Origin of the sequence: Cobetia sp. SIMBA_158 (assembly GCF_046566945.1) — a bacterium.
In the GTDB taxonomy this organism is placed as follows: Bacteria; Pseudomonadota; Gammaproteobacteria; order Pseudomonadales; family Halomonadaceae; genus Cobetia; species Cobetia amphilecti.
The window spans coordinates 31,973-58,972 of record NZ_JAWJYL010000004.1 but is presented as its reverse complement, the minus strand read 5'-3'; the positions used below and the strand labels follow the sequence as shown (position 1 = coordinate 58,972).

The 27,000-nt window shown below is 64.4% G+C and carries 24 protein-coding genes; 9 read left to right on the top strand and 15 right to left on the bottom strand.

The annotated features are described in order from the left end of the window. Positions 1-12 precede the first annotated feature (12 nt). The gene (locus tag R2R70_RS08010) at positions 13-1,080 is read left to right on the top strand and encodes a YeiH family protein (RefSeq protein ID WP_225347067.1); all 1,068 of its coding nucleotides are present in this window, start codon (positions 13-15) and stop codon (positions 1,078-1,080) included. Positions 1,081-1,332: 252 nt separating this feature from the next. Next, entirely contained in the window at positions 1,333-1,770 is a 438-nt protein-coding gene (gene trxC / locus R2R70_RS08005; protein ID WP_043331344.1) for a thioredoxin TrxC, read from the top strand. 159 nt (positions 1,771-1,929) lie between these two features. Here trxC and R2R70_RS08000 read toward each other — a convergent pair whose 3' ends face one another. Continuing rightward, on the bottom strand, positions 1,930-2,784 hold the full coding sequence (locus tag R2R70_RS08000; protein WP_410977759.1) for an SDR family oxidoreductase: 855 nt from the start codon (positions 2,782-2,784) through the stop codon (positions 1,930-1,932). A 466-nt stretch (positions 2,785-3,250) separates the two neighbouring features. Here R2R70_RS08000 and R2R70_RS07995 point away from each other — a divergent pair, with 466 nt between their 5' ends. Further along, the gene (locus tag R2R70_RS07995; protein ID WP_410977758.1) at positions 3,251-3,619 is read left to right on the top strand and encodes a hypothetical protein; all 369 of its coding nucleotides are present in this window, start codon (positions 3,251-3,253) and stop codon (positions 3,617-3,619) included. Positions 3,620-3,823: 204 nt separating this feature from the next. On the opposite strand, the gene R2R70_RS07990 is transcribed toward R2R70_RS07995, so the two are convergent. From R2R70_RS07990 to R2R70_RS07965, 6 genes are all read right to left on the bottom strand, one after another. Further along, complete coding sequence (locus R2R70_RS07990; protein ID WP_043331342.1) at positions 3,824-4,159, bottom strand: zinc ribbon domain-containing protein YjdM; 336 nt, start codon at positions 4,157-4,159, stop codon at positions 3,824-3,826. A 234-nt stretch (positions 4,160-4,393) separates the two neighbouring features. Then, positions 4,394-5,320, bottom strand: coding sequence for a hydroxymethylglutaryl-CoA lyase (locus R2R70_RS07985; RefSeq protein WP_410977757.1), 927 nt, complete (start codon positions 5,318-5,320; stop codon positions 4,394-4,396). 5 nt (positions 5,321-5,325) lie between these two features. Then, positions 5,326-7,596, bottom strand: coding sequence for an acetyl/propionyl/methylcrotonyl-CoA carboxylase subunit alpha (locus R2R70_RS07980; protein ID WP_410977756.1), 2,271 nt, complete (start codon positions 7,594-7,596; stop codon positions 5,326-5,328). 216 nt (positions 7,597-7,812) lie between these two features. Next, positions 7,813-8,652, bottom strand: a complete 840-nt coding sequence (locus R2R70_RS07975) for an enoyl-CoA hydratase-related protein (protein ID WP_410977755.1) — start codon at positions 8,650-8,652, stop codon at positions 7,813-7,815. Positions 8,653-8,735: 83 nt separating this feature from the next. Further along, positions 8,736-10,343, bottom strand: a complete 1,608-nt coding sequence (locus tag R2R70_RS07970) for a carboxyl transferase domain-containing protein (protein WP_153636303.1) — start codon at positions 10,341-10,343, stop codon at positions 8,736-8,738. Between the two features lie 56 nt (positions 10,344-10,399). Beyond that, a complete protein-coding gene (locus R2R70_RS07965) occupies positions 10,400-11,569 on the bottom strand; it encodes an isovaleryl-CoA dehydrogenase (protein ID WP_410977754.1) in 1,170 nt (389 codons plus the stop codon). Positions 11,570-12,089: 520 nt separating this feature from the next. Here R2R70_RS07965 and R2R70_RS07960 point away from each other — a divergent pair. The 3 genes from R2R70_RS07960 (at position 12,090) to R2R70_RS07950 (ending at position 14,816) form a co-directional block, all read left to right on the top strand. Beyond that, the gene (locus R2R70_RS07960) at positions 12,090-12,830 is read left to right on the top strand and encodes an ATP-binding cassette domain-containing protein (protein WP_153636301.1); all 741 of its coding nucleotides are present in this window, start codon (positions 12,090-12,092) and stop codon (positions 12,828-12,830) included. Then, positions 12,827-14,404 carry a glycine betaine ABC transporter substrate-binding protein gene (locus R2R70_RS07955; RefSeq protein ID WP_410977753.1) on the top strand — a complete coding sequence of 526 codons (1,578 nt, stop codon included), beginning with the start codon at positions 12,827-12,829 and terminating at the stop codon, positions 14,402-14,404. Before R2R70_RS07960 ends, R2R70_RS07955 begins: the two co-directional genes overlap by 4 nt. Before the next feature lie 238 nt (positions 14,405-14,642). Further along, positions 14,643-14,816, top strand: coding sequence for a hypothetical protein (locus tag R2R70_RS07950; RefSeq protein ID WP_165873989.1), 174 nt, complete (start codon positions 14,643-14,645; stop codon positions 14,814-14,816). A 400-nt stretch (positions 14,817-15,216) separates the two neighbouring features. Here the strand turns inward: R2R70_RS07950 and R2R70_RS07945 are convergent, their stop codons facing one another. From R2R70_RS07945 to R2R70_RS07925, 5 genes are all read right to left on the bottom strand, one after another. Continuing rightward, the gene (locus tag R2R70_RS07945; protein WP_043331336.1) at positions 15,217-16,521 is read right to left on the bottom strand and encodes a TRAP transporter large permease; all 1,305 of its coding nucleotides are present in this window, start codon (positions 16,519-16,521) and stop codon (positions 15,217-15,219) included. A gap of 1 nt (position 16,522) precedes the next feature. Continuing rightward, complete coding sequence (locus R2R70_RS07940; protein ID WP_043331335.1) at positions 16,523-17,080, bottom strand: TRAP transporter small permease; 558 nt, start codon at positions 17,078-17,080, stop codon at positions 16,523-16,525. 260 nt (positions 17,081-17,340) lie between these two features. Further along, a complete protein-coding gene (locus R2R70_RS07935; RefSeq protein WP_410977752.1) occupies positions 17,341-18,360 on the bottom strand; it encodes a TRAP transporter substrate-binding protein in 1,020 nt (339 codons plus the stop codon). Between the two features lie 224 nt (positions 18,361-18,584). After that, entirely contained in the window at positions 18,585-19,496 is a 912-nt protein-coding gene (locus R2R70_RS07930; RefSeq protein WP_410977751.1) for a LysR family transcriptional regulator, read from the bottom strand. Positions 19,497-19,628: 132 nt separating this feature from the next. Further along, entirely contained in the window at positions 19,629-20,069 is a 441-nt protein-coding gene (locus tag R2R70_RS07925) for a VOC family protein (RefSeq protein ID WP_054555510.1), read from the bottom strand. Positions 20,070-20,351: 282 nt separating this feature from the next. On the opposite strand from R2R70_RS07925, the gene R2R70_RS07920 reads away from it, so the two are divergent. Genes R2R70_RS07920 through R2R70_RS07910 form a run of 3 tightly spaced genes read left to right on the top strand, consistent with a single transcriptional unit; the run spans position 20,352 to position 22,824 of the window. Beyond that, positions 20,352-21,119, top strand: a complete 768-nt coding sequence (locus R2R70_RS07920; protein ID WP_054555509.1) for a 5-oxoprolinase subunit PxpA — start codon at positions 20,352-20,354, stop codon at positions 21,117-21,119. Further along, positions 21,119-21,865, top strand: coding sequence for a 5-oxoprolinase subunit B family protein (locus tag R2R70_RS07915; RefSeq protein ID WP_410977750.1), 747 nt, complete (start codon positions 21,119-21,121; stop codon positions 21,863-21,865). The genes R2R70_RS07920 and R2R70_RS07915 overlap by 1 nt, the downstream gene beginning before the upstream one ends. After that, a complete protein-coding gene (locus tag R2R70_RS07910; RefSeq protein WP_410977749.1) occupies positions 21,862-22,824 on the top strand; it encodes a biotin-dependent carboxyltransferase family protein in 963 nt (320 codons plus the stop codon). Before R2R70_RS07915 ends, R2R70_RS07910 begins: the two co-directional genes overlap by 4 nt. Before the next feature lie 454 nt (positions 22,825-23,278). Here the strand turns inward: R2R70_RS07910 and R2R70_RS07905 are convergent, their stop codons facing one another. The 3 genes from R2R70_RS07905 to R2R70_RS07895 all read right to left on the bottom strand — a co-directional run bounded on the left by R2R70_RS07905 (position 23,279) and on the right by R2R70_RS07895 (position 26,814). Continuing rightward, positions 23,279-24,274 (bottom strand): methyltransferase domain-containing protein, encoded by a 996-nt coding sequence (locus R2R70_RS07905; RefSeq protein ID WP_410977748.1) that lies wholly within the window; start codon positions 24,272-24,274, stop codon positions 23,279-23,281. After that, on the bottom strand, positions 24,271-25,968 hold the full coding sequence (locus R2R70_RS07900; protein ID WP_410977882.1) for an AMP-binding protein: 1,698 nt from the start codon (positions 25,966-25,968) through the stop codon (positions 24,271-24,273). Before R2R70_RS07900 ends, R2R70_RS07905 begins: the two co-directional genes overlap by 4 nt. 324 nt (positions 25,969-26,292) lie before the next feature. Next, positions 26,293-26,814: a MerR family transcriptional regulator gene (locus tag R2R70_RS07895; RefSeq protein ID WP_410977747.1), complete on the bottom strand. Its 522-nt coding sequence runs from the start codon at positions 26,812-26,814 to the stop codon at positions 26,293-26,295. Between the last annotated feature and the right edge of the window lie 186 nt (positions 26,815-27,000).

Genomic DNA, 27,000 nt, shown 5'->3' with positions numbered 1-27,000 from the left:
TGAGGAATCCGCGTGGCCACTGACAACAGTTCATCACTGCACGACACACCCACCCCGCCCACCAGCCTGTGGCGGACCCTGGAAGGGCGCGTGCGCACCATCATGCCGGGCCTGTTGATCTGCATCATCATCGCGCTGGCGACCACCTTCATCGCCGACCATTACGGCGGCCCGACGCTGCTCTATGCGCTGCTGTTCGGCATGTCGCTGCACTTTCTCTCCGAGGAGGGGCCGTGCAAGGCGGGCATCGAGTTCGCCTCCAAGACGGTACTGCGCCTCGGCGTGGCTCTGCTGGGCGTGCGCATCACGCTGGAGCAGGTCGCGAGTCTCGGCCTCGGCCCGGTGATCACGGTGGTGCTCGGGGTGGTGGCGACCATCCTGTTCGGAGCGCTGCTGGCCCGCGTGATGGGGCTGGACCGCGACATGGGGCTGCTGACCGGTGGCTCGGTGGCCATCTGCGGTGCCTCGGCGGCACTGGCGCTGTCGGCGGTGATGCCGCGCAACGCCACCAGCGAGCGGCACACCATCATGACCGTGGTCGGGGTGACGACCCTCTCGACCGTGGCGATGATCACCTATCCGCTGATCGTCAGGCTGCTGGGGCTGGATGATGCCGAGGCCGGCATCTTCCTCGGCGGCACCATCCATGATGTGGCTCAGGTGGTGGGCGCGGGCTACATCATTTCCGAGCACACCGGGGATGTCTCGACCTTCGTCAAGTTGCTGCGCGTGGCGATGCTGGTGCCGGCGGTGATGGTCTTCATGCTGCTGTTCCGCAGTGCGCGCCAGGCCAATGGCGATGAAGGCGGCAAGGTGCCGATGTTCCCCACCTTCCTGATCGCCTTCGTGGCACTGGTGCTGATCAACAGTCTCGGCTGGGTGCCAAGCGTCGCCGTGGAAGGCTTCACCGACCTGTCGCGCTGGTGTCTGGTGGCGGCGATTGCCGCGCTGGGCGTCAAGACGTCGTTCCAGAAGCTGGCGGTGGTGGGCTGGAAGCCGGTGATCCTGATGGTGGTGGAAACCCTCTTCCTGCTGGTGCTGGTGACGCTGTGCATCAAGTTCGGGCTGGCCAGCATCTGAGCGACGCTTGGGTGTGCTCAAGCGCGAAGGGCCCCGCCGTGACTGGTGGGGCCCTTCAGGTTGAGGGCAGGCGGGCGTTCAATTCGTTCAGTTCGTTCAGATCAGGCGGGCTCATACAGCCAGCCAATCAGGGCGATAAGGTGGCTCAATTGCTTCCTGGCCCACGAGTCGTATGATCTGCGCTTATCGGTACGCGTCTGACGGTTGACCGTCACGTGGCGCGCCGCATCCCCATTTCTCTGGAGTCTGATCATGTCTGAATCCCTCGTGCTGGCCTGTCCGCAATGTCTCGCTCTCAATCGTGTGGCCACCGCGCGTCTGGATGACAACCCCAGCTGCGGCAAGTGCAGCGCCGCCGTGCTGCCCAAGGAGCCGCTGGAACTGACCAGCGACAACTTCGAGGCTCTGGTGGTGCGCAGTGAAATGCCGGTGGTCATCGACTTCTGGGCCAGCTGGTGTGGCCCGTGCAAGATGATGGGGCCGATCTTCAATGAAGTCGCCGCGCAGATGGGCACCCGTGTGCGTTTCGCCAAGATCGACACCGAAGCCCAACAGGCGCTGGCCGGTCGTTTCGGCATCCGCAGCATTCCGACGCTGCTGGTGATGAAGCAGGGCAAGGAGCTGGCGCGCGAATCAGGCGTGATGCAGGCCGGTCAGCTCAAGCAGTGGCTGGCACCGCACGCGGTGTGACCACGGCCCGCGCGAGAGAAGTCCGCAGTTGAGCATTCAGGGAAACCCGGACGCAGCTCAAGAACTGACAACGCCTGACGTGCAATCGCGTCAGGCGTTGTCGTCTCGGTCGGCCTTGTCGTCTCGGTCGGCCTTGTCGTCTCAGTCGGCGTTGTCGTCTCAGTCGGAATAGACCATCTTGCGCGTCATGCCGCCATCGACGACATGATTCTGGCCGGTGATGAAGCCGGCCTTGTCCGAGATCAGGAAGGCCACCAGCGCGGCGATGTCATCGACATGGCCGACGCGCCCGACGGGATGCTGGGCGTGGTCTTCGTCACTCAGCGATTCGGCCTCGCCGCTTTTCTGCAGGGCGCTGACGTCGATCCAGCCCGGGCTGACCGCATTGACGCGAATCTCCGGCCCGAGGCTCATCGCCATGGCGTGGGTGAGGGCGACGATGCCGCCCTTGCTGGCGGCGTAGGCTTCGCTGTGCGGCTCGGACTGCAGTGCGCGGCTGGAGGCCAGATTGACGATGCTGCCGCCAGTCTCGCGCAGATGACGCGCCGCATGCTTGGCGGTCAGGAAGCTGCTGGTCAGGCTGGTGTCGAGTACCTGATGCCAGCGCTCGAGTGACAGCTCCTCAAGCTTGCCCTGGAAGGGATCAGCGATCGCGGCATTGTTGATCACCGCGTCCAGCCGCCCGAAGGCCTCGCAGGTAGCCGCGATGCTGGCGGCCACGGATTTCTCGTCACGCACATCCAGCGTGAATACGCGCAGGCGCTCACCGATGTCTTCTACGGGCTGCTCACCAGGCGGCGCTCCCGAGCATTCTGCAGGATCCCCCGACGGCGCTGCAGGTTCTTCAGCGAGCCCGCTCGCCTGTCGCTTCTTCATCTCCCGATATTGCTGGCCTGCCTCGGCATCGATATCCGCCACGGCCACGCGCCAGCCGTGGGCGAGCAGGTAGTCGCTGATGCCGCGGCCGATGCCTTGAGCACCGCCGGTGATATAGGCCACCTTGGCTGTCTTCATGTCATTCTCCTGATGAGGTGCCGGCAGGGCGGTGTGACGAAGCGCTTCACACATACCTCGTCGATGGCGCGGTGAGTCCCTGCGGGCAATGATATAGGTGCGGTGGGCGCGCGAGACAAGGGCGGTGCCCGCAGACGCCACGCGGCGACCATGCCTCAGCATGACAGGCCTCAGAGTCGTGATGGGGCTGGCGGGTGGCGCGGCGCCTCACGGCCTGCGTTGAGGACTGATCCTGATGGCTGATTCTATTGGTCAGGGAGTTATCGCCTCGCGTGGCAGCTGTCAGACTGTGCATGAGTCCACGTCAGGCGTCAGGTGCGTCTGGGTGACCACGAGATATCGCCATTCGATGCGAGGGGCGAGGAACTCGACTGCCGGGCCGTTGCCCGAGTCCCCTCAAGCCGCAAGCGAGTGAATGAGCGAGCGGGTAGCTCCCGATGAAGTATCAGTCGCGCGAGGAATGAAGATGAACAAGGGGATGCAACACTGGCTGGCGATGGTGGCCGTGGCGGTGATGCTGATGGCCACAACGGGATGCGATGGCGTCAATAGCCCGCGCCCTACCAGCGTGGCGACGCTGCTGGAACACTCCGAGGCCTGGCAGGGCGAGCAGGTAGCCGTGCAGGGCAGGGTGCGCAGCGAAGACGTGCCCAACCGCTACTGGCTGGAAGGCGAAGGACAGCAGCGCCTGGAACTGCTGCCACCGGAGCGCATCGGTGCCTATATCGGGCGCGAGGTCCAGGTGAGTGGCCGCTTTGAATTCGAGGTCGGCGGTCAGCGCCGCATACGCCTTTCCAAGGTCACACCGCTCGACAAGACGTCGCCTGAAGAGTGAGTGAGCACTTGCTGTGGTGGTGGGCTGTAGCGGACTTGAGAGGACTGGAGCGTATTGGCGCGGGCCAGGGCTAGCCAGAGCGGACTGAACAAGGCGCCTCGGCAAGCCGGAAACGATAGTCCGCAAACGACAGTCCGCAAACGACGATGCCCCGTCGCGCACAGAGCGCAGGCGGGGCATCGTCGTGTCAGGCGAGCGGATCGATCAGGCTTTCTTGACGAAGATCGACTTGAGCTTCATCGGGCCGACGCCATCGATCTTGCAGTCGATGTCGTGATCGCCATCCACCAGGCGGATGTTCTTGACCTTGGTGCCGACCTTGACGACGGAGGAGGTGCCCTTGATCTTCAGGTCCTTGATGACGGTGACGGTGTCGCCATCGACCAGCTCGTTGCCGTTGGCATCGCGGAATACCGGGCCGGCTTCCTCGACGGCGGCTTCCTTGGACCACTCATGGGCACATTCAGGGCAGACGTACTGCATGCCGTCGTCGTAGGTGAATTCGGAATTGCAGGCCGGGCAGTTCGGGAGGGCGCTCATCACGGTGTCCTGAAAGCTGTCTCGCGCTTCACCCGCTAAGAAGACGGGCGAAGATTCAGGCCGAGACATGGTGTTGGAAGGCGCGCATCGGGCTCAAGCGGTGCGCGAACGGCGGCAAGCCTACACCGATTTTATGACAGCGACCATCCAGTGCGGCCCTTGGTCGCAATCAGCGCGCGCCATTGCGGCCTCGCTTGGCAGCGTCTCAAACTACTGGTCTTGAGCCACCCACCCTCAACAACTCGCCATCAGCGCCTGACCGACGCGTGAGCAATTCGGCCGCCCAAGCGTGCGGCTGATCCAGTCACCGGTGCGGGCCAGTGCTGCCAGATCCACCCCCGTCTCGATGCCCATGCCCTCAAGCAGATAGAGCACGTCTTCACTGGCGACATTGCCCGAGGCGCCCTTGGCGTAGGGGCAGCCGCCCAGACCTGCCACCGAACTGTCGATCACCGCGATTCCCTCTTCCAGCACGGCGTAGAGGTTGGCGAGCGCCTGGCCGTAGGTATCGTGGAAGTGGGCGGCGAGCTGCGTGATCGGCACCTCGCGACTGACCTGCTCCAGCAGGTGCTTGGCCTTGAGCGGCGTGCCGACGCCGATGGTGTCGCCAAGCGAGATTTCGTAGCAGCCCATGGCCTTGAGCTCGCGGGCGACGGCGGCCACCTCGGCGGGGACTATCTCGCCTTCATAGGGGCAGCCGAGCACGCAGGACACATAGCCGCGCACACGCACGCCTGCCTTGAGGGCGTGTTCCACCACTGGCGCAAAGCGCGCAAGCGATTCGGCGATCGAGCAGTTGATGTTGCGCTGCGAGAAGGACTCGCTGGCCGAGCCGAATACGGCCACCTCACGCACACCGCACTCAAGCGCCGCCTCAAGCCCCTTCATGTTGGGCGTGAGGGCGGAGTAAGTGGTTGCTGACTTGGCAGTTGTTGAATTGGCGTGGCCGTCGCGCAGCGCCAGCATGATCTCGCGGTGATCGGCCATCTGCGGCACCCACCTGGGCGAGACGAAGCTGGCGGCCTCGACATGCGCAAGGCCGCTGTCGCTCAGGCGCCGGATCAACTCAAGCTTGGTGGCAGTCGCGACGGGCACCGACTCGTTCTGAAGTCCGTCACGTGCGCCGACCTCGACGATGCGTACCTTGCGGGGAAAGTGCATGCTGACTACTCCTTGTCCGACTCGACCTGCGCGGCCGTGAATTCGAGCAGCACATCGCCCTGGACCACGCTGTCACCGGCCGAGAAGTGGAACTGGGCGACCTCGCCATCGGCGGGGGCATTGAGGGTGTGCTCCATCTTCATCGCCTCCATCACCATCAGGGGGGTGCCCTGCGGGACATGGCTGCCCGGCGCGACCAGCTGCGCGACTACGGTGCCATTCATCGGCGCATTCAGGGTTGCCTGAGTCTCGTGACGCGCGTGGTCCACGGCATCTGCGCGCCGCCACAGCAGGCGTGATTCCCCCTGTGGAGTGCTGCCGGACTGGCTGTGTTGCGCAGACGACAGCACCAGCACTTCACCGCCGCGGGCCGACGCGTGACTGGCCTGGAAGCGACGACGATAGCCATCCAGCGTCACGGCGATGGCGTTGCCTTCAAGGCGAGTAAGTCGGCCGAGATGGCATGTGGTCTGTCTTTCATCGCCGCAGTGAGTGGTCACTTCAGTCTGCCAGTCGCCGCGCGAATCGCTCCCGGACGACGTGCCCGCCGTGTGCGTATTCGCCAAGGAGGCATGCGTTACGGGGCGGCGCGCGATGATATGCGCCACCTTGTCGCTGCGCTCATCGGCATCGGCGTCAGCGGGCAGACACAGCGACAGGCGCACCTGGTGTGGCAGGCCATTGCGCCAGCCATCGCGGCGCTCCCATGGGCTGGCGCAGGGCAGTTGGCTCGGATGTGATGTGGAGCGCGAAGGTGATGCGTGGCTGGCTTGCTCATTCAGGCGCGAGAGCGCCAGCAGGGCACTGGCCGCCAGGCTGTCGTGGTCCAGCGTCGCGCAGGGGAACAGGCTGTCGTGATGGCGCTCGATGAAACGGGTATCCAGCTCGGCGGCGCGGAAGTCAGCATGGCCCGCCAGGCGGGACAGGAAGGCGCGGTTGGTGGTGACGCCGCGCACTTCCAGCGCTGCCAGCGCGCGCAGCAGCGTCTCGAGGGCCTGTTCACGAGTCGGCCCGTAGCTGATCAGCTTGGCCAGCATCGGGTCGTAATGCATCGAGACTTCATCGCCCTCGGCGACGCCGCTGTCCAGGCGTACCTGCCGGGCGCTCAGCCCGGCCCCTGCCAGATCCAGCCGGAAACGTTCCAGCACACCGGTGGCGGGCAGGAAGTCGTTGTCCGGGTCTTCGGCGTAGAGGCGCGCCTCGAAGCTGTGACCGGTCAATGTCAGTTCATCCTGCTGGCGCGGCAGGCGTTCGCCCCGCGCGATGCGCAGTTGCCATTCGACGAGGTCTTCGCCTGTGATCATCTCGGTGACCGGGTGCTCGACCTGCAGGCGGGTGTTCATCTCCATGAAGTAGAAGGCGCCGTGTCTTTCGCTGCCCGGCTGCGGCGCGTCGAGCAGAAATTCGATGGTGCCGGCACCGACATAGCCGATCTCGCGCGCTGCCCGCACGGCGGCCTCGCCCATCTCACGGCGCAGCGACGGCGTCAGCCCCGGCGCGGGGGCCTCTTCCAGCACCTTCTGGTGGCGACGCTGGACACTGCAATCGCGTTCGAACAGATAGACACCGCTGCCGTAGCTGTCGCAGAACACCTGGACTTCGACGTGGCGCGGCTGGGTCAGGTATTTCTCGATCAGCATGCGCTCGTCACCGAAGGCGGCGCGGGATTCACGGCGACAGCTGGCCAGCGCCGCCGCAAATTCCCGCGCGCTCTCGACCACGCGCATGCCCTTGCCACCACCGCCGGCGCAGGCCTTGATCAGCACCGGATAGCCCATGCGGTCCGCTTCGGCCTGTAACAGCTCATCCTGCTGGTCCTCGCCGTGGTAGCCGGGCACCAGCGGCACATTGGCCGCCTGCATGCGCATCTTGGCGGCGGACTTGTCTCCCATGTCGGCGATCGCGCTCTGGGGCGGGCCGACGAAGATGATGCCGGCCTCGGCCAGCGCGCTGACGAAGGCGGCGTTCTCGGACAGGAAGCCATAGCCGGGATGCACGGCATCGGCACCGCTTTTGCGTGCGGCAGCGATCACCTTGTCGATATCCAGATAGCTTTCGCGGGCGCTGGCGGGGCCGAGACGCACGGCCTCGTCGGCCTCGCGCACATGCAGGGCATCGGCGTCGGCATCGGAGTAGACCGCCACTGTCTGGATGCCCATCGCGCGAGCGGTGCGCATCACGCGTACGGCGATCTCACCCCGGTTGGCGACCAGCAGCTTGCGGATCTCGCCGCAACCGGCGGGGAGGGTCTGGTCTGTCTCGCGGTTGGCGTTCATGGCAAGCGTCCTGTGGCGAAGGTGGCAAGGGGAATCAGGAGTAGGAAAGCTCGGAAGAGAAAAGTCCGGAAGAAGATAGTCCGGAAGAAGTTAGTCCGGAAGAAGTTAGTCCGGAAGAAGTTAGTCTGGGAGTCTCATGGCCGAGATTGATGGCTGAGATTGAAGACCAGCGCCGAGAGCGTCGACACGCCGTCAGCGGCATCAAGCCTCTGGTGTTCACGAGGATTTCGACGTCTCGGTTGTTTGAGTCTCGGTCGGCACCCAGGGCGCTGGCGTGCCGGCGAAGAAGGCGGCCAGACCGGCCTGGCCCTGTTCGCTGACGCGCAGCTGGCTGATCACCTCGCAGCAGCGTTCACGGGTCGCGGCGCTGGCTGGGGCCTGAGCCACCTCGCTGAGCAGCATTTTGGTGGCGCGACTGGCGGCAGGCGAGGTGGCCAGCAGGGTCTGCACCATCTCCGTGATGCGCGCCTCCAGCAGCTCATCGGGGCAGGTCTCATGGACCAGGCCGATGCGCTGCGCGGTGGCACTATCGATCACCTCGGCGCTGAGGGCATAACGGCGCATCTGGCGTGAGCCGATGGCGCGCTGCACGTAGGGACTGATGGCAGCCGGCGCCAGGCCGATGCGCACTTCGGAGAGACAGAAGCGCGCCCGCTCGGCGGCAATCACGATGTCGCAGCAGGCCGCCAGGCCGACGGCACCGCCGAAGGTGGCGCCCTGGACACGACACACGCTGGGGCAGGGCAGCTCATCGAGCAGCTGCATCAGTCGCGCAAGCTCGCGTGAGTCGGCGAGGTTATCCTCCAGCGAATACTCGACCATGCGCTGCATCCACTTGAGATCGGCGCCGGCAGAGAAGCTCTTGCCCTCGGAGGCCAGTACCACCACACGCACCTCGTCGCGGCTCGCCCTGATGTGCAGGCTCTCCAGATGCTGATTCAGCTCCGCAATCAGCAGGTCATCGAAGGCGTTGTGCACCTCGGGACGCAGCAGAGTGAGGCGGGCGACGCCGTGTTGATCTATCTCGAGTCGACTCGATTGGCGCGGCTCTGTCATCGTGCTTTCTTCCATTCTGTTAGCTTGAAGATGACTATCGGTATTCGGTGCAGGCCACAAGGATTGTTGTGGCGCTTGACGGGTTACATGCGAAGCACACCGAAGCGACTGTCCTCGATCTCGGCATTCATGGCCGCGGCCAGTGACAGCCCGAGGATGTCGCGGGTCTGCAGCGGGTCGATCACACCGTCATCCCACAGGCGCGCACTGGCGTAGGTCGGGTGGCCCTGACGCTCATACTGATCGCGTACCGGCGCCTTGAAGGCCTCTTCTTCCTCGGCGGGCCACTCGCGCCCCTCGCGGGCATGCTGGTCGCGCTTGACCTGTGCCAGCACGTTGGCGGCCTGCTCGCCGCCCATCACCGAGATGCGTGAGTTGGGCCACATGAACAGCAGGTTGGGGTCATAGGCGCGCCCGCACATGCCGTAGTTGCCCGCGCCGAAACTGCCACCGATCAGCACCGTGAACTTGGGTACCCTGGCGCAGGCCACCGCCGCCACCAGCTTGGCGCCGTGCTTCGCGATGCCTTCGTGCTCGTAGCGCGAGCCGACCATGAAGCCGGTGATGTTCTGCAGAAAGATCAGCGGAATCCGGCGCTGGGTGCACAGCTCGATGAAGTGCGCGCCCTTGAGGGCGCTTTCCGAGAACAGCACGCCATTGTTGGCGAGGATGCCGACCGGATGGCCATGCAGATGCGCGAAGCCGGTGACCAGCGTCTCGCCGTACTCGCGCTTGAACTCGTCGAAGTCCGAGTCATCCACCAGGCGGCCGATCACCTCGCGTACGTCGTAGGGTTTCTTGAGGTCGGTGCCGACGATGCCGTAGAGCTCCTGCGGATCCAGGCGTGGCGGACGCGATTCACGCAGCGCGAGCTGGCCCTTGCGTTGCCAGTTGAGGCGCGACACGGCGCGGCGAGCCAGTTGCAGGGCATGGGCGTCGTTGTCGGCCAGATGGTCGGCCACGCCGCTGATCTTGCAGTGCACCTCGGCGCCGCCCAGCGCCTCGGCGCTGATGTCCTCACCGGTGGCGGCCTTCACCAGCGGCGGCCCCGCCAGGAAGATGGTGCCTTGCTCGCGCACGATGATGGATTCGTCCGCCATCGCCGGCACATAGGCGCCGCCTGCGGTGCATGACCCCATCACCACGGCGATCTGCGGGATACCCTCGGCAGACAGCGTGGCCTGGTTGTAGAAGATGCGGCCGAAGTGATCGCGGTCCGGGAAGACCTCGTCCTGGTGGGGCAGATGCGCGCCACCGGAATCGACCAGATAGAGACAGGGCAGGCGATGCTTGCGGGCGATTTCCTGGGCGCGCAGATGCTTCTTGGCCGTCATCGGGAAGTAGGTGCCGCCCTTGACGGTGGCGTCGTTGGCGACGATGACGCACTCAACGCCGCTGACGCGGCCGATGCCGGTGACCAGGCCCGCGCCGGGGACGGGGCTGTCGTAGACGTCGTGGGCCGCCAGCGCGGAGAGTTCGAGGAAGGGCGAGCCTTCATCGATCAGGTGGTCGATGCGTTCGCGCACGAACAGCTTGCCGCGCGACTCGTGACGTTCACGCGCCTTGTCACCGCCACCGGCCGCGACGGTCTCCAGCAGCTGGTGCAGGCGATCGACCTCGGCCTGCATCGCCGCTTCATTGGCGCGGAACTGGTCACTGCGCGGATTGATCAGGGAGGTCAGTATGGCCATCGAGCAAGCTCCAGCGGCGAAGGGGTACGAAAAAGAGTAGGGGATGACGAGACGTATCAGGCGCTCTCGTTGAACAGTTCACGCCCGATCAGCATGCGGCGAATCTCGCTGGTGCCGGCGCCGATCTCGTAAAGCTTGGCGTCACGCAGCAGGCGTCCGGTGGCGTACTCGTTGATGTAGCCGTTGCCGCCGAGCAGCTGGATGGCATCCAGCGCCATCTGGGTGGCCTTCTCGGCGCAGTAGAGAATCACGCCCGCGGCGTCCTTGCGTGAGGTCTGGCCGCGATCACAGGCATTGGCGACCGCATATAGATAGGCGCGACAGGCATTGAGCGTGGTGTACATGTCGGCGACCTTGCCCTGCACCAGCTGGAATTCACCGATGGCCTGGCCGAACTGGCGACGCTCATGCAGGTAGGGCACCACGATGTCCATGCAGGCCTGCATGATGCCGATGGGGCCGGCGGCCAGCACGGTGCGCTCGAAATCGAGCCCGCGCATCAGCACCTTGACGCCACGATTGACCTCACCCAGCACGTTCTCCACCGGCACCTGGCAGTCCTGGAAGACCAGTTCGCAGGTGTTGGAGCCGCGCATGCCCAGCTTGTCGAGCTTCTGGGCGGTGGAGAAACCGGGGAAGTCACGCTCGATGATGAAGGCGGTGATGCCCTTTGAGCCGGCGCCCGGGTCGGTCTTCGCGTACACCACCAGGGTGTGGGCATCCGGACCGTTGGTGATCCACATCTTGTTGCCGTTGAGCACGTAGTGATCGCCGCGCAGTTCGGCCTTGAGCTGCATCGAGACCACGTCAGAGCCGGCGCCGGGTTCGGACATCGCCAGCGCGCCGACATGCTCGCCACTCATCAGTTTCGGCAGATAACGTGCCTTCTGCTCGGCAGTGCCGTTGAGCTTGATCTGGTTCACGCACAGGTTGGAATGCGCACCGTAGGAGAGTGCCACCGAGGCGCTGGCACGCGAGATCTCTTCCATCGCGATGCAGTGCGCCAGATAGCCCATGCCGCTGCCGCCGTCCTCGTCGGGCACGGTGATGCCGAGCAGCCCCATGTCGCCGAACTTCTGCCACAGGTCATCGGGGAAGGCATTGCTGGCATCGATCTCGGCGGCGCGCGGGGCGATCTCGTCGCGGGCAAAGGCGTTGACCTGCTCACGCAGCAGGGTGTGTGTCTCGTCGAGTCCGAAATCCAGCGGTGAATAGAGGCTGTGCATGATCTGGCATCCTGTAGATCGGTGAAGCGCGATGAGCAAGGCCCGCCAGGGGCTGTGATGACCTGATGGCAAACGGTCTGTCGCGAATGGTCTGTCGCGAACGGTCTATCACGAAGGGCTTATCAAGTCCGCCCGCCATGGGCCGCCTTGGCGTGTGATGGAAATTACTCTAGGTCAAAGTTGACGTTAACGTAAAGGTCATTATGCGGCGCTTTGACCAAGGTCGCAGGGCTTGCGGCAGAAGGTCAGCAGGGAGACTCGAGAAGGGGAGTGCCAGGTAGAGAAACTCAAGTCGAGAAAGTCAGCTCAGGAAACGAAATTGCTCCGGCATCGCCGAGGTGACTTGATAAGCTGAGACGCTGTAGTCACTGTTGATTGAGGAAGTCGTGAGGGCGTCAGTGGGGAGCATTCCCGTCTCCTGCCTGGTGTCACCGGCACTCTTTAGTGTGCAAGTGCGCTGACTCGCCAGCGCTTTCCACCATTCCAGACTCATGCTCACCTGCCTAGAAGGACCTACTCGATGAGTGATGACACCGCCCCGGCAGTCCGCTTCAGCGGCCTGCACAAGGGCTTTGCCGGTCAGCGCCTGTTTGAAGGCATTGATCTTGAACTGCCGCGTGACCGTATCACCGCCCTGGTCGGTGCCAGTGGCTGTGGCAAATCGACCCTGCTGCAGCTGATCAACGGCTTGATCCGCCCGGATGAAGGCGAGGTGAAGGTGTTCGGCGCCGCCGTCGATTACGCCAACCTGCCGGTCATGCGTCGCCGCATCGGCTATGCCGTCCAGCAGATCGGCCTCTTTCCCCATCTCAGCGTACGCGACAACGTCGCCATTCTTGCTGACCGCGAAGGCTGGAGCGCCGAGCGCGTCAAGGCGCGCATCGCGCGTCTGTTCCAGATGATGGATCTCGACATGGCGCTGCTGACCCGCTATCCCCACGAGATTTCCGGCGGTCAGGCCCAGCGCGTCGGGCTGTGTCGCGCCATGATGCTGGAGCCACCGTTGCTGCTGCTCGATGAGGCCTTCTCGGCCGTCGACCCGATCACACGCATCGAGGTGCATGCCCAGTTCCAGCGCATGCAGCAGGAGGAACCGCGCAGCGTGGTGATGGTCACCCACGACATGAACGAGGCGCTGAGCCTGTCCGATCACATGGTGGTGATGGCGCCCGGCGTGGTGCTGCAGGCCGCCAGCCCCGACACCATCACCACGGCGCCAGCGGATGAGCGCGTGGCCCGACTGCTGGAGGCACGCGCATGAAGACGCTGATGACGACTCCCGTCCTGCAACGCTTGCGTCGCGGGCTGTCCGGCGCGCTGATGGTCGCCGGCCTGGCGCTTGCCAGTCTGGGGGCGCTGGTGAGCAGCCCGCTTGCCAGCGCGGAAGAGGAAGCCGCGGCATGGCCCGAGGACAAGCCGATCGTGGTCGGCTCCAAGGCTGACCGCGAAGGGCATCTGCTGGGCGAGATCTTCGCGCAGGTACTGGAAGACGCTGGCTTCACGGTCGAGCGCCGTCTGGGGCTGGGGCAGACCATCATCACCTATCAGGGGCTGGCGGAAGGCGAGCTGGATGTCTATCCCGAATACACCGGCACCCTGGCCCACGCCATTCTCAAGCTGGATGACGTGCCTCCGCTCGAGACGCTCGATGAGCTGAGCCGCGAGCAGGGCCTGCGCGTGCTCGAGCCGCTGGGCTTCAACAATACCTACGCCGTCAGCATGCGCCGTGATCAGGCCGAGTCGCTGGGCATCAGCACCATCGGCGATATGGCCGATCACCCGGATCTGTCCGTCGCGATGTCGCATGAGTTCATCAAGCGTCCGGATGGCTGGCCGGGGTTGGCCGCGGAATACGGGCTTTCCCAGGTGCCGCGTGGCATCGAGCACGGCATCGCCTATCAGGCGCTGCGCGAGAGCAAGATCGACGCCACCGATGCCTATTCCACCGAGGGCGACATCAAGCGCTTCGACTTCGTGCTGCTCGACGATGACAAGGGCTACTTCCCTGAGTATCTGGCGGTGCCCTTCGTGAACGCTGCCTTGCCGGAAGATGCCGTCGCGGCGCTCAACCAGCTGGCGGGCAGCCTCGATGAAGACAGCATGCAGGCGCTCAACGCCCGCGTTTCCACCGATGAGCAGAGCTTCGCCCAGGTCGCCAGTCGCTTCATTCAGGAGCAGGGCATCACCACCGAGCAGCGTGAAGTCAGCGGCGCCAAGTGGGACAAGCTGGGTACCAATCTGATCGAGCACCTGCAGTTGACGCTCTCCGCATTGCTGCTGGCGTGTCTGGTCGGTCTGCCGCTGTCACTGCTTGTCTATCGCAATCCGAAGGTCTCGCGGGTGGTGCTCTACGTGACTGGCCTGCTGCAGACCATTCCCTCCATCGCGCTGCTGGCGCTGATGATTCCGCTGTTCGGCATCGGGGTGGTACCGGCGGTGATCGCGCTGTTCGTCTACTCCTTGCTGCCGATCATCCGCGCGGCGATCACCGCGCTGCTGACGGTGGACCCGCTGCTGGTCAAGGTGGCACGTGGCATGGGCCTGACGCGTCGCGAGCAGCTGCGTCACGTCATCCTGCCGCTGGCGACGCCCAATCTGCTCACCGGTATCAAGACCGCCGCCATCATCAATATCGGCACCGCGACGCTGGCAGCCTTCATCGGCGCCGGTGGTCTGGGTGAGCCGATCGTCACCGGGCTTTCGCTCAATGACTATGATCTGGTGCTTTACGGGGCGATTCCCGCGGCATTGCTGGCCATCTGCGCCGAGCTGCTGTTCGAGCTGTTCGAGCGCCTGGTGATACCGGCGCATATGCGGGGCTTGAAGTCGCGCTGAGCCGGAAAAAAACGGCGTAGTACATTACACGACAATCATGTCGCAACTCTTGTACAAGGCGTGCAGTAAAAAAGGAAGGCTGCTGCGAAGGTTTAACGTTGGTCGCCGATCAGAGTAATGTGAAGGGGAAAGTAAGGGCTTGCTGACAGGGCTTGCAGGCAGGTTTGTAGACAATGCCGGGCAATCTTGTACGGCTCGGTCCCGCAGCAGCCTCTACCCCCCTTTGAAGGAGAGATTCATGCGTATCAAAAATCTGTTTCCGATTGCACTGGTCGCCGCGACTCTGGCCCTGAGTGGTTGTGGTCTGTTCGGTCATGGCCACGGCCATGGTGGTCACGGCGGTGGCGGTGGTGGCAAAGGTCACGCGATGATCGACACCCCGGCCAGCGCACCGGCGGATCACCTGTCCTGATCTAGCCTCGCCTGTAAGTTGACGAAGAAGCCGCCCCTTTCTGCCTCACGGCAAGGAAGGGGCGGCTTTTTTGTGTTCGTTGCGTGTCCGTGTGCCGATCTGAGCTGAGCTGAGCTGAGCTGAGCTGTGTGGGGCTGGGCTGTGTGTGCGAGGACGGTGCTTTCCGTCGCGATGCTTTGAGTCGCGATGCTTTCAGTCGCAGTGCTTTGCGAGCGGCGAGCGCCGGGCAGATGGCATAAAAAAGACCTCCCCGAGGGGAGGTCTGCAAGCACGTCACCGTATGTCTGCCGTGACGCTCGGCGCCCTTGAGGCAAGGGTCGACCGATAGAGGTGCCGACAGCTGCGGTTCCTGAGTCTGGAAGCGCTACCAGCTGCCATCCATGGCATCGGGGTCAGATGATCAGTTGTTCATGGCCTGCGGAAGATAGAGCACGATCTCCGGGAAGACGTGCATCAGCACGATGGAGAAGATCATCAGCAGGAAGAACGGCAGTGTCGCCTTGGTGATGGTGATGATGTCCTTGCCGGTCAGGCTCTGGATCACGAACAGGTTGAAGCCGACCGGCGGGGTGATCTGTGACATCTCGACCACGATGATCAGGTAGATACCGAACCAGATCAGGTCGAAGCCGGCGGCTTCGATGACCGGCATGATGATGGAGGTCACCAGCAGGATCAGCGAGATGCCGTCGAGGAAGCAGCCCAGGATCAGCAGGAACAGCGTCAGCACCACCAGCAGCATGGTCGGAGACAGACCCAGGGTAGCGATGCCTTCGGCCAGCTGCATAGGAATCTGGGTGAAGCTCATCGCCGAGGACAGGAAGGAGGCACCGGCGATGATGAAGGCGATCATGCACGAGGTGCGCAGCGCCGCGAACAGCGATTCCTTGAAGGTGGCGGCGGTCATGTGGCCGTTGAGGCGCGCGATGATCAGCGACAGTACCACGCCGACCGCGGCCGCTTCGGTGGGTGACGCCAGGCCACCGTAGATGCTGCCGAGGATGCCGCCTATCAGTGCCAGCAGCGGAATCAGCTGGGCGCTGTTGCGCAGCTTGGCCATGAAGCCCATGTGCGGCTCGTCATGGCCGGCGCGGCCCTGCGGCTCACCGACGACCTTCGACCAGATCGCCAGATAGCCCATGAACAGTGCCAGCAGCAGCATGCCCGGCAGGACACCGGCGATGAACAGGCGCGAGATGGACTGCTCGGTGACCACGCCGTAGACGATCATCATGATCGAAGGCGGAATCAGCAGGCCGAGGGTCGAGGCACTGGCGAGGGTACCGATGGCCAGGTTGCTGTCGTAGCCGCGGCGCTCAAGCTCCGGCAGCGTCATCTTGCCGACGGTGGCACAGGTGGCGGCGGAGGAGCCGCACACGGCGGCGAACAGACCGCTGCCGATGATGTTGGAGTGCAGCAGACGGCCCGGCAGGCGATTGAGCCACGGCGCCAGCGCGCGGAACATGTTGTCGGCCAGCCCGGAGCGGAACAGGATCTCGCCCATCCACACGAACATCGGCAGGGCGGTCAGGTCCCAGCCGTAGCTGGCACCCCAGAAATCGGAGGCCAGGATCGGGCCGGTCTCGAAGGTGGAGAAGAATGTCAGCACGATCCAGCCGGTGCCGATCAGCGAGAAGGCGACCCACACGCCGCTGCCGAGCAGCAAGGCGAGGGCCAGCAGAGTGACGAGGATGAGTGTCAGCATGTCATTCGGCTCCGTCTTCGGGCTCGGGCGCCACGTAGCTTGAGGGCGCGGTGAAGGCGGTGCGCAGCGTGGCGATCAGGGTCTCGAGAATCGCCAGGCACAGCAGGCCGGTACCGGCGACCAGCACGCTCTGCGGAATCCACAGCGGCAGCGCCAGCAGGCCGGAGGAGATGTCGTGGTACTCGAGGCTCTCGCCGACCAGCAGTACCAGTTCATGGGTGATCAACACGCTCAGGCCGAGTGCGATCAGCAGCGCGAGGCTTTCGATCCATACGCGCACGGCGGCCGGTAGGCGGTTGATGACCAGCGTCACGCGGATATGGGCGTGATGCGTGAAGGTGTAGGCGAGGCTCAGGAAGGTGGCGCCGACCAGCAGGAAGGCAGCCATTTCCGATACGCCGGAGATCTCGAATCCGAGACGCTCGGCACCGAACATCACCATGATGGCGTCGATCAGGCGCAGGAAGACTTGCAGGCTGACGAGGGTGCAGATCAGCAGCATGCAGGCCGCCGCACCCCACGCACCGAGGCGATAGAGTCTGTCGAAGAAATAGGTCATGACGGGCGCTCACAGGGAAGGTGAGGGTGGCCGCGCGATGCTGCGCACAGGCTTGTCCGTGGGTCACCTGCCGGCGGACGGCAGGTGTCGGAGTCTCGAGTGGCGTATCGCGTGGCGGGATAGCAACGCTGCAGCTGGGGTCAGTCAGGACATCTGCAGCGCTCAGGCAATGCTCAGACGTTGCTCAGGCAGTGCACGGTCGATGCGCTCAGCGACGTGACCAGCGTTCAGCGCCGGTCAGTCAGGCTTGCGAGCGAATCTCAGGCATCCAGGTCTGCGCGGTAGCGCTCGAGCAGCTGCTGGCCTTCTTCACCGGCACGCGACTTCCAGTCCTGGAACAGCTTGTCACCGGCGGCCTTCAGGTCTTCGGCCAGCTTGGCGTCAGGCTCGCTGATGGTGAAGCCATTCTCGGTCAGCACCTTGGCGCTCTCGTCGGCATCGGCCTTGCTGGCTTCCCAGCCGCGGATCTCGGCGGCCTTGGCGGCATCGAGCACGGCTTGCTGGGTGCTCTCATCGAGACGATCGAAGGCGCGCTTGTTGACGAAGACGATGTTCTTCGGCAGCCACAGCTTGGCGTCGTTGTAGTGCTTGACGTAATCCCAGGCCGACATGGACTTGCCGGTGGAGCTGGAGGTGATCATCGCGTCGACACGGCCGGTGCTGAAGGCGGTGGGGATGTCGGCTTCTTCGGTCTCGGTGGGCTTGCCGCCGACGTTCTCGACGAAGCGCTGGGTGTTGATGTTGGGCGCGCGGATACGCAGGCCCTTGAGCTGGGAGACGTCGGTGAGGTCGAAGTCGGTGTAGATGCCCTGGGCCGGCCAGGCGACCGCGTACAGCGGCATCAGACCTTCCTTGGCGAACAGCTCGGTGATGTCCGGCTTGGAGGCCTGCCAGAGGGCGAAGGCTTCTTCGTAGCTGGAGGCGACGCCCGGCAGGGTGTCCAGCTCGTAGACCGGCGATTCGTTGGAGAGAATCGACAGGAAGATCTCACCGGCCTGGACGGTGCCGCGACGCACGGAAGGCTTGATCTCGCCGTGGGAGATCAGGGAACCGCCGCTGTGCACGGTCACGGTCAGCTCGCCATCGGTGGCCTCGGTGACGTCCTCGGCGAACTGCTTGGTGTTCTTGGTGTGGAAGCTGGCATCGCCATACGGAGTGGCGAGGTTCCACTGTGCCGCGAGTGCCGAGCCACTGAAGGCCAGGGCACCCACTGTCGCCAGCCAGGCGAAGGACTTGACTGTCGGGGTCTTGCGAGTGAGGGAATCGTTGGGCTTACGCATGTCTTGTTCCTCATTATTATTGAATGTTGTCGGCAGACAATTTCATTCTTCAAGCGACGGGCCATCCCGTCCAATCGTTAATTCTGATGCGTAGTATCGATGAAATCTTTCACAGTGTCGTCGCATGAAAGCCTTTGACGATATTGTTAGACCTTGGTCTGACGCTGATCTGATGCGGGGCGGGGTGCGATCAACCCTGACTCAGCGCATGACAGGCGGCCTGGTCAGGGATCGGAATGCGCGTGTTGCTGCGAGTAGGTCTCGGCACACTGGCGGCCGAGGCGTGCCACGCTGGCGCAGAAATCGGGATAGTTGGCATTGCGCCAGATGGCTTCATAGACCATTGGCGGCAATGGGGTCTTCAGTGGCAGGCGCACCAGTTCGCCGTGGCTGATGACATCCTCCACCGTGGCGACCGGCAGTACGCCGATGCCGAGCCCTTCGCTGCTCATGCGCAGGATGGTCATCAGGGTGCTGGTGCAGTGCACCTTGGGCTGGGTGATGCCCTGTTCCGACAGATAGCTGACCAGCTCGGTATAGGGGCGCGCCTGCTTGCTGAAGGAGATGAATGGCGTGGAGGCGAAGCGCTCGCTATCCTCGGCCAGCTGCCCGGCGAGGGTCGGCGAGGCGAACATGCCCATCTCGAAGGTGCACAGCGGGGTCTGGGTGGCGTAGGGCCCCATGGCGGCGCTGTCCATCGCGAACAGCATGTCGAGATCGTTGTCGGCCAGACGCTGATGCAGGGAGGGCGAGATATCGACGGTCATTTCCAGCGTCAGCTTGGGATAGCGTTCGGCCAGCTGGCGCATGAAGGCGGGGAACCAGCTGTTGGCGATGGTCTCGATCACGCCCAGACGCAGGGTGCCTGAGAAGGCGCCTTCTTCCTGAAACAGGCGCATGGCTTCGTCGCGGCCACTGAGCAGGCGCTCGGCGTGGGCGAAGAACTCGCGCCCGCGCAGGGTGGGCTGGATGGGGCGGGTGGCGCGTTCCAGCAGGGATTCGCCGACGGTGGCTTCCAGGCGGTTGATGCGGTCCGAGATGGAGGGCTGGGTCAGGTGAAGCTTGGTCGCGCCCTTGCGGAACGAGCCAAGCCGGACCACCCAGACGAAGGCCTCGAGTTCCTTGAAGTCGAACATGGCAGATGCCCCGTGATGAATCGTGAAGACCGTCCATCTTGCCGCATGCAGCGCGGGGCGTCAGCTTTCATCACGGGGCATGGCCCGCGTCAGGCCGGGCGCGGGCTCATTCGCTTGCGCGGGTCGCTCACGTCATTTGCGAAACAGCTGGCTCTCGCGGTCCTTGAAGGCCTTGAATTCCAGCGCATTGCCGGTGGGGTCGAGGAAGAACATCGTAGCCTGTTCGCCGGGTTCGCCCTTGAAGCGGATATGGGGCTCGATCTCGAAGGTGACGCCCTCGGCGATGAGGCGGTCCGCCAGTGCCTGCCAGGCGTCCATCTCCAGCACCACGCCGAAGTGCGGCACCGGCACGCCATGGCCATCGACCGGGTTGCGGTGCTGAGCGACGGCGCTTGCCGGGTCGGCCAGCGCCGGATTCAGGTGACAGACGAATTGGTGGCCATAGAGGTCGAAATCGACCCAGCTGTCGGACGAGCGGCCCTCGGGGCAGCCCAGAAACTCGCCATAGAAGCGGCGTGCCTCGGCGATATCGCGGACCTGGATGGCGAGGTGGAACGGGTCGCTGACGGCCATGGTGAAACTCCTGTTGTTGTTGGGGATTCGGCTGAGCAAAGAATGACTTCAGACAAGCGGTGGGCGGGGTGACAGGCCCTGAAATCACCGCTCGGCTCGCCCAAGACAGAAGCATGACGCGCTCTGTCGGGCAAGCGATACACGGCCGGTGCTTTCATGGCGCAAGATGATGAAAGATTTCACCGATATGACGAATCATAAAATACGATTGGATACCAAGGCGGCCCCTTACATAGAGTGGAGGCATAACAACACACAAGATCTGACCTGTGAGGTTCCGCTATGTCCCGCTCTGCTCCCTCCCTCCCCCTGCTCAACTGCGATATGGGCGAAAGCTTCGGCAACTGGAAGATCGGCCTGGATGAAGAGGTCATGCCCTTCGTCGACTGCGCCAATATCGCCTGTGGTTTCCACGCCTCCGACCCCACCATCATGCGCCGCACCGTGCGCCTGGCGGTCAAGCATGACGTGCGCATCGGTGCGCACCCGGCCTACCCGGACCTGCAAGGCTTCGGCCGTCGCTCGATGGCGTGTTCGCCTGCCGAGGTCGAGGACATGCTGCTCTATCAGATCGGCGCGCTCGATGGCATCTGTCGCGCCGAGGGCACTCGCGTCCAGTACGTGAAGCCGCATGGTGCGCTCTACAACGACATGGCCGCCGACCCGACGCTGCTGCGCGCTGTCATGCAGGCCGTGGTGCGCTATGACGCCAGCCTGCCGCTGATGGTGATGGCGACCGCCAACCCCGCGCCGATGCAGGCGCTGGCCGACGAGATGGGCATCACGCTGTGGTTCGAGGCCTTCGCCGACCGTGCCTATGACTCACGCGGCCACCTGGTGTCGCGCCGTGAGCCGGGCGCCGTGCATCATGACAGCGAGGTGATCATCGCCCAGTCCGTGACGCTGGCGCGTGGTGAAGCGCTGACCGACAGCAGCGGCGGTGACCTGGTGCTGTCCGCCGATACGCTGTGCGTGCACGGTGACAACGCCGAGTCCGTGGCCGCGGTGCGCGCCATCCGTGAAGCCTTCGATACGTTGGCGGGTGCCTGATGGCGGGGGCTGACAGCCACGGCCGTGGCACGTCACCGCAACTGCGCCTCGAGACCGTCGGCATGGACTCGTTGATCATCCGGCTGTTCGATCGCATCGAGGAATCCAACATGGCCTGGGTGCTGGCCGCCGACAGTGCGCTGCGTGAGGCCTTTGGCGCGGCGCTGGTCGATCTGGTGCCGTCCTACACCACGCTGCTGCTGCACTACGATGTGGCCGCGCTGGAAGAAGGCGAGGCGCGTGCCCGCATCCAGGCCGCGCTGGCGGATCTCGCGCCGGGCAGTGGCCAGCAGGGCCAGCTGCATGAAGTGCCCGTCTGGTACGACGACAGTGTCGGGCCGGAGTTGGCGCCGATCGCCGCGCGGCTGGGCATCAGCGTCGAGGCGCTGATCGAGCGCCACGGGGCGCATGACTACTGCGTGTTCGCCCTCGGCTTCGCGCCCGGTTTCGCCTTCATGGGCGTGCTGGAAGAGGCGCTGACCACGCCGCGCCTCAAGACGCCGCGCCAGAAGATCGCCCCCGGCAGCGTCGGCATCGCCGACCGTCAGGCCGCCATCTACCCGTCTCGCTCACCCGGCGGCTGGAACATTCTGGGCCGTACGGCCATCACGCTGTTCGGGCGCAATGAGGCCGGTGAACCGTCCAGCCGTTTCATGCCCGGTGATCGCGTGCGCTTTGTCTCCGTGAGCCGAGAGGAATTCGTTCGCCTGGGCGGCGATGTCACCCCGCTGGAGGAACGCGCATGAGCGACGTGAAGACGAAGACGACGCTGCGCGTCGAGCGCAGTGGTGCCCTGGCACTGGTGCAGGACGCTGGCCGTCTGGGCGTGCGTCATCTGGGCGTGACCCAGGGCGGCGCGGCGGACTGGGTATCGCTGGGCTGGGCCAACTGGCTGCTGGGCAACGCTCATGATGCGCCGGGGCTCGAGATCACCATGGGCGGCGGCTTGCTGCTCAAGGTCGAACAGGCCGGCACTCTGGCGCTGTGCGGGGCAGATCTGGCCGCGACCCTCGACGGCGAGGCGCTCGCGCCGGGTCAGGCCTTCGAGGTGACCAGCGGACAGCAGCTCAAGTTCGAGCGTCCCGTCGCCGGGCTGCGCGCCTATCTGGCCTTCCCCGGAGGCCTGGATGTCGCCCCGGTGCTGGGCAGTGCCGCCAGCACGGTGCGCGACGGCCTCGGCGGGCTGGATGGCGAAGGGCGGGCCCTGGCCAGCGGTGATGTGCTGACGGCTGCCAGCAATGAGCTGTCGCTGCGCGAGCTGCCGGCCTCGGCACAGGCATGGCAGCAGTCGCTGGCCGCCAAGGAAGGCGAGGCGTTCGAATTGCCGCTGGTCGTGGGGGCGCAGATCGCCGAGTTCAGTGGCGACAGCCTCTATCGCGCCTTCAACAGCGAATGGGCGGTGGATGGGCGCGCCGATCGCATGGGCGTGCGCCTGACCGGCCCGCGTCTCGAGCGTGAAGGGGCGGGCATGGTGTCCGAGGGCATCCCGCTGGGCGCCGTGCAGGTGCCGGCCGATGGCCAGCCCATCATATTGCTCAATGATCGCCAGACCATCGGCGGCTACCCGCGCCTTGGCGCGCTGACGCCACTGGCCTGCGCACAGCTCGGGCAATGTGTGCCGGGCACCCGGGTGCGACTGGCGGCCGTGACGCCGGGTCAGGCGCGTCGTGATCACCTCGAGGTGCTGGCCGGTTGGCAGTCGTGATGCGCTTCAGCGAAGCTGTCAGCTCGACGCCTGCAGGCCAGAGCGTCTAGATCTGAACGTGCAGACCTGAGCGACTGGATCGAAGCGTGCAGACAAAAAAAGGGCCTCCAAGTGGAGGCCCTTTCGGTTTTCCCGTGAGGGAATTTTTGATGCTGTTGGGAGTGATTGATCAGATCACGCCCTTGATGAACAGATTCCCGGAGAAACGTTGCGCGAGCATCGGGAAACGTTGCACTGACTCGTGGGTATCGATGAAACACGAAGCAATGCGGTCATCATGTCGGGCACATTACCCTCACATGCTGACGGGTAACGAACGGCTTATCCCCCGAACGGGACTGTACTGGCAAGAATAACGGTTGAGGCAGGCGGATGCCAGTCATTTGCGAGCGCTGTTTCCTAATTTTTTCCTCGCCGCATCCCTGCGATGAGTTCTGCTGATTCATCGCGCCTTTCACTGCCTGGCAGGACGCTTGCGCAGGCGCCACAGGTGAACCTCCAGCCAGCCGGCTTCCAGGGCCAGCATCAGGTTGCGTTGCATCTGGGGAAAGGCCGGGCCGAACACCAGTTCCGGCGTCAGGCCGCGGGCGGCCAGCATGGCCGGCGAGGGCGCAGGCGCATCATCCCGGTAGGCACCGGGCTGCTCGCTGGTGCTCTCGCGCATGCGCCGCGCCTGCCAGCTCAGCACCTGATCGGTCAACTCGACATGGGCATCGACCTCGAAGCCACTGCTGGCCATCGCCTCATGCAGCTCCTCGCAGCTGGCCAGCTGGTCGCCACGCGGTGACAGCGCCCACGGCAGTGGCAGGGCAGGGCGCTCGCCAAACGCCTGCGCCTGCACGCTGAGCACCGGCTCGTGCAGCAGGAGATAGCCATCCTGCTCGAGACAGTCATGCCACTGCGTGAGCGTGCTGACCTTGTCGCTCAGATGCACCAGCAGGTGCTGGCTGAAGAGGCGATCAAAGCGGCGGCCCGAGAGTGCCGGATGCAGCTCGGGGTAGCAGGCGTCGCCTTCCAGCACGCGAATCGACTCGCGCAGTCCGGTGGCCCGGTTGAGGGCGATCGACAGCTCGCAGAGACTGCTCGAGAGATCCAGCGTGGTGATGTGGTGGTCAGCGCCTGCGTCGCGCGACTGGCTGGCAATATGCCGTGCCAGCCCGCCAAGCCCTGCGCCGAGTTCGAGCATCGCCAGCCCCCGCGACTGGGGCTCCAGCCGGGCGAGGGCCAGCAGCTCGCGGGTGCCTGTCACGCCACCCAGATGCAGCTGGTCCAGCCCGGCCAGTGCCATGATCGGCAGTGCGCCGCTCGGGTGGGCATCGATCAGCGTCTCGAGCGCCTCGTCGAGGGCCGCATGATGGTGACTCGCCGCATAGTGGGCGACCTGCTGACGAGCGGTGCTCAGGTGGCGTGTGGCGGGGGCGTCATCCTCCTCCTCACGTGAGGTGCTCACCTGGCCAGGCCCAGTTCTTGCGTCGCGGCCTCGCGCATCTTGAACTTCTGGATCTTGCCGGTCACGGTCATCGGGAATTCCTCCACGAACTTGATGTAGCGCGGCACCTTGAAGTGAGCGATACGTCCCTGGCAGAACGCCTTGAGCGCCGGTTCATCGAGCTGCTCGCCTTCCTTGAGCTTGACCCACGCCATCACTTCCTCGCCATACCGCTCATCGGGCACGCCGATCACCTGTACGTCCGACACCGCCGGGTGGGTGTAGAGGAAGTCCTCGATCTCGCGCGGATAGATGTTCTCGCCACCGCGGATGATCATGTCCTTGATACGTCCCACGATCGTCACGTAGCCGTCTTCATCCAGCGTAGCGAGGTCGCCGGTATGCATCCAGCGGCCGGCATCGATGGCCTTGGCGGTGGCCTCCGGGTTGTTCCAGTAGCCCAGCATCACGCTGTAGCCCCGCGTGCACAGCTCGCCCTTCTCGCCGACTGGCACCACGCGCCCGCTGTCAGGGTCGATGATCTTGATCTCCAGATGTGGGTGCAGGGTGCCGACGGTGGAGACACGCTTGTCCAGCGGCGCCTCACGCGTGGTCTGCAGGCTGACCGGGCTGGTCTCGGTCATGCCGTAGGCGATGGTGACCTCGCGCATGTGCATGCGCTCGATGACCTGGCGCATCACCTCGATGGGGCAGATGGAACCGGCCATGGTGCCGGTGCGCAGGCTGGTGAGGTCGAATTCGGCGAAGCGCGGGTGTTCGAGTTCGGCGATGAACATCGTCGGCACGCCGAACATCGCGGTGGCGCTCTCCTCGCTGACCGCCTGCAGGGTGGCCAGCGGATCGAAGCCCGCTTCCGGATAGACGATGGCGGCGCCGTGGGTCAGACAGCCCAGATTGCCCATCACCATGCCGAAGCAGTGATAGAGCGGTACCGGCATCACCAGTTTGTCGTGCTCGCTGAGATTCATGCGCTCGGCGACGAAGAAGCCGTTGTTGAGGATGTTGTGGTGCGAGAGGGTCGCGCCCTTGGGGGCGCCGGTGGTGCCTGAGGTGTACTGGATATTGATCGGGTCATCGAAGGTCAGACTGGCCTGCAGCTCGCTGAGTGTCTCGACGGGGACGCTATCGGCACCGCTGAGCACATCCTGCCAGTTGAGCATGCCGGGCAGGGCGTCCTCGGCCTCGAAGCAGATCAGGCGCCTGAGGTCCGGCAGCGCGCCATTGTGAATGCCATCACGGCCGCGGGCCTCCCTGGCCTCAGGGAACAGCTCCTCGAGGATCGCCACATAGTCGGACGCCTTGAAGCGAGACTGGAAGATCAGCGTCGCCGCACCGGATTGCTTGAGGGCGTAGGCCAGTTCATGGCCACGATAGCTCGGGTTGAGATTGACCAGCACCACGCCGATCTTGGCGGTGGCGTACTGGATCAGCGTCCATTCGGCGCGATTGGGCGCCCAGATGCCGACGCGGTCGCCGCGCTCGATGCCCATCGCCAGCAGGCCGCGCGCCACGCGCTCGACCTCTGCGTGCAGTTCGGCCCAGGTGTAGCGCAGTCCCTGATGGCGACTGATCAGGGCATCGCGCTCGGGCCAGCGCGCGCAGATGCGATCGAGGCAATCCCCGATGGTTTCTCCCATCAGTGGGGTGGCGGAGGTAGCGCTGAGATAGCTGGCTGACTGGCTTGCGTGTGCCATTTCGCTGGCAGGCTGGCGTGTGGCGATGGCGTCCTGTGACATGGTGCTTTCCTGTGTCCTTGGTTGTTATTGGTGAGGCAAGGCTTGTCAGGGGGAGCCGCCTCAGGGAGGCGGTGACGCAGTGTTGTCGTTTTGCTCTTCTTGTCGTGAGGTCAGTGGGCGACGCGCTGCTCTCCGGCAGTCTGCTTGTCGCCCGCACTCGCGAGGTGCTGGTCAGTTTTCGACAGACAGTTCTCTACAGTCAGTCTAGTTGCTGTCATTTGTGTAGCCGGCAGTTATATAGCTGCTGCTGGCATGAGTGGGTTCTGGCGTTGTTGACTCCAATCAGCTCTCGCTGTCGCCGGCCAGGCGGGCGAGTGCTTCGCGGGCACGCGTCTCGACGTCATCCAGCTCGCGCTGCATGGCGGTGAGATCGCGCAGCTGTCGTTCAAGGCCCTCACGCTTTTCGCTCAGGATGCCAAGCAGGCGGGTGAGCTGCTTCTCGCCACCGCCGTCGGCGGCGTCGTAGAGGTCGACCACTTCACGAATCTCGGCCAGCGAGAAGCCCAGTCGCTTGCCGCGCAGGGTCAGCTTGAGACGCACGCGGTCCTTGTCGCGATAGACGCGCGTTTGACCGCGTCGCTCCGGGTGCAGCAGACCTTCCTGCTCGTAGAAGCGGATGGTGCGCGTGGTCACGTCGAAGTGCCGTGCCAGCTCGCCGATGCTCCAGGTGCGCTGGGTCGGACGGATGGCGTCGCTGGTGCTGGTGGTGCTCAGCAGGGACTCCACACCGATATCGTGCGTCGTGCCATCAGGCGTTGCCCGGGATTTGGGGTCAGGACTTGGGGTCATCATCGTATCTGTCATGGGCGCTGCCGCTCCGGATGCTGTGCGCGCCAAGGAGAGGGGAATGCTCCTTGGCGCAGTGGGTGCCAGCGGCGTCTGGCCGTGAATTTTCTACAGACTAGCATTGTTTACGTTAACGTAAAGGGTAATAGTATTTGCAGCCAACCAAGCAGATGCTAGGTTGAATCAGATCACAGTCTCGGCTTG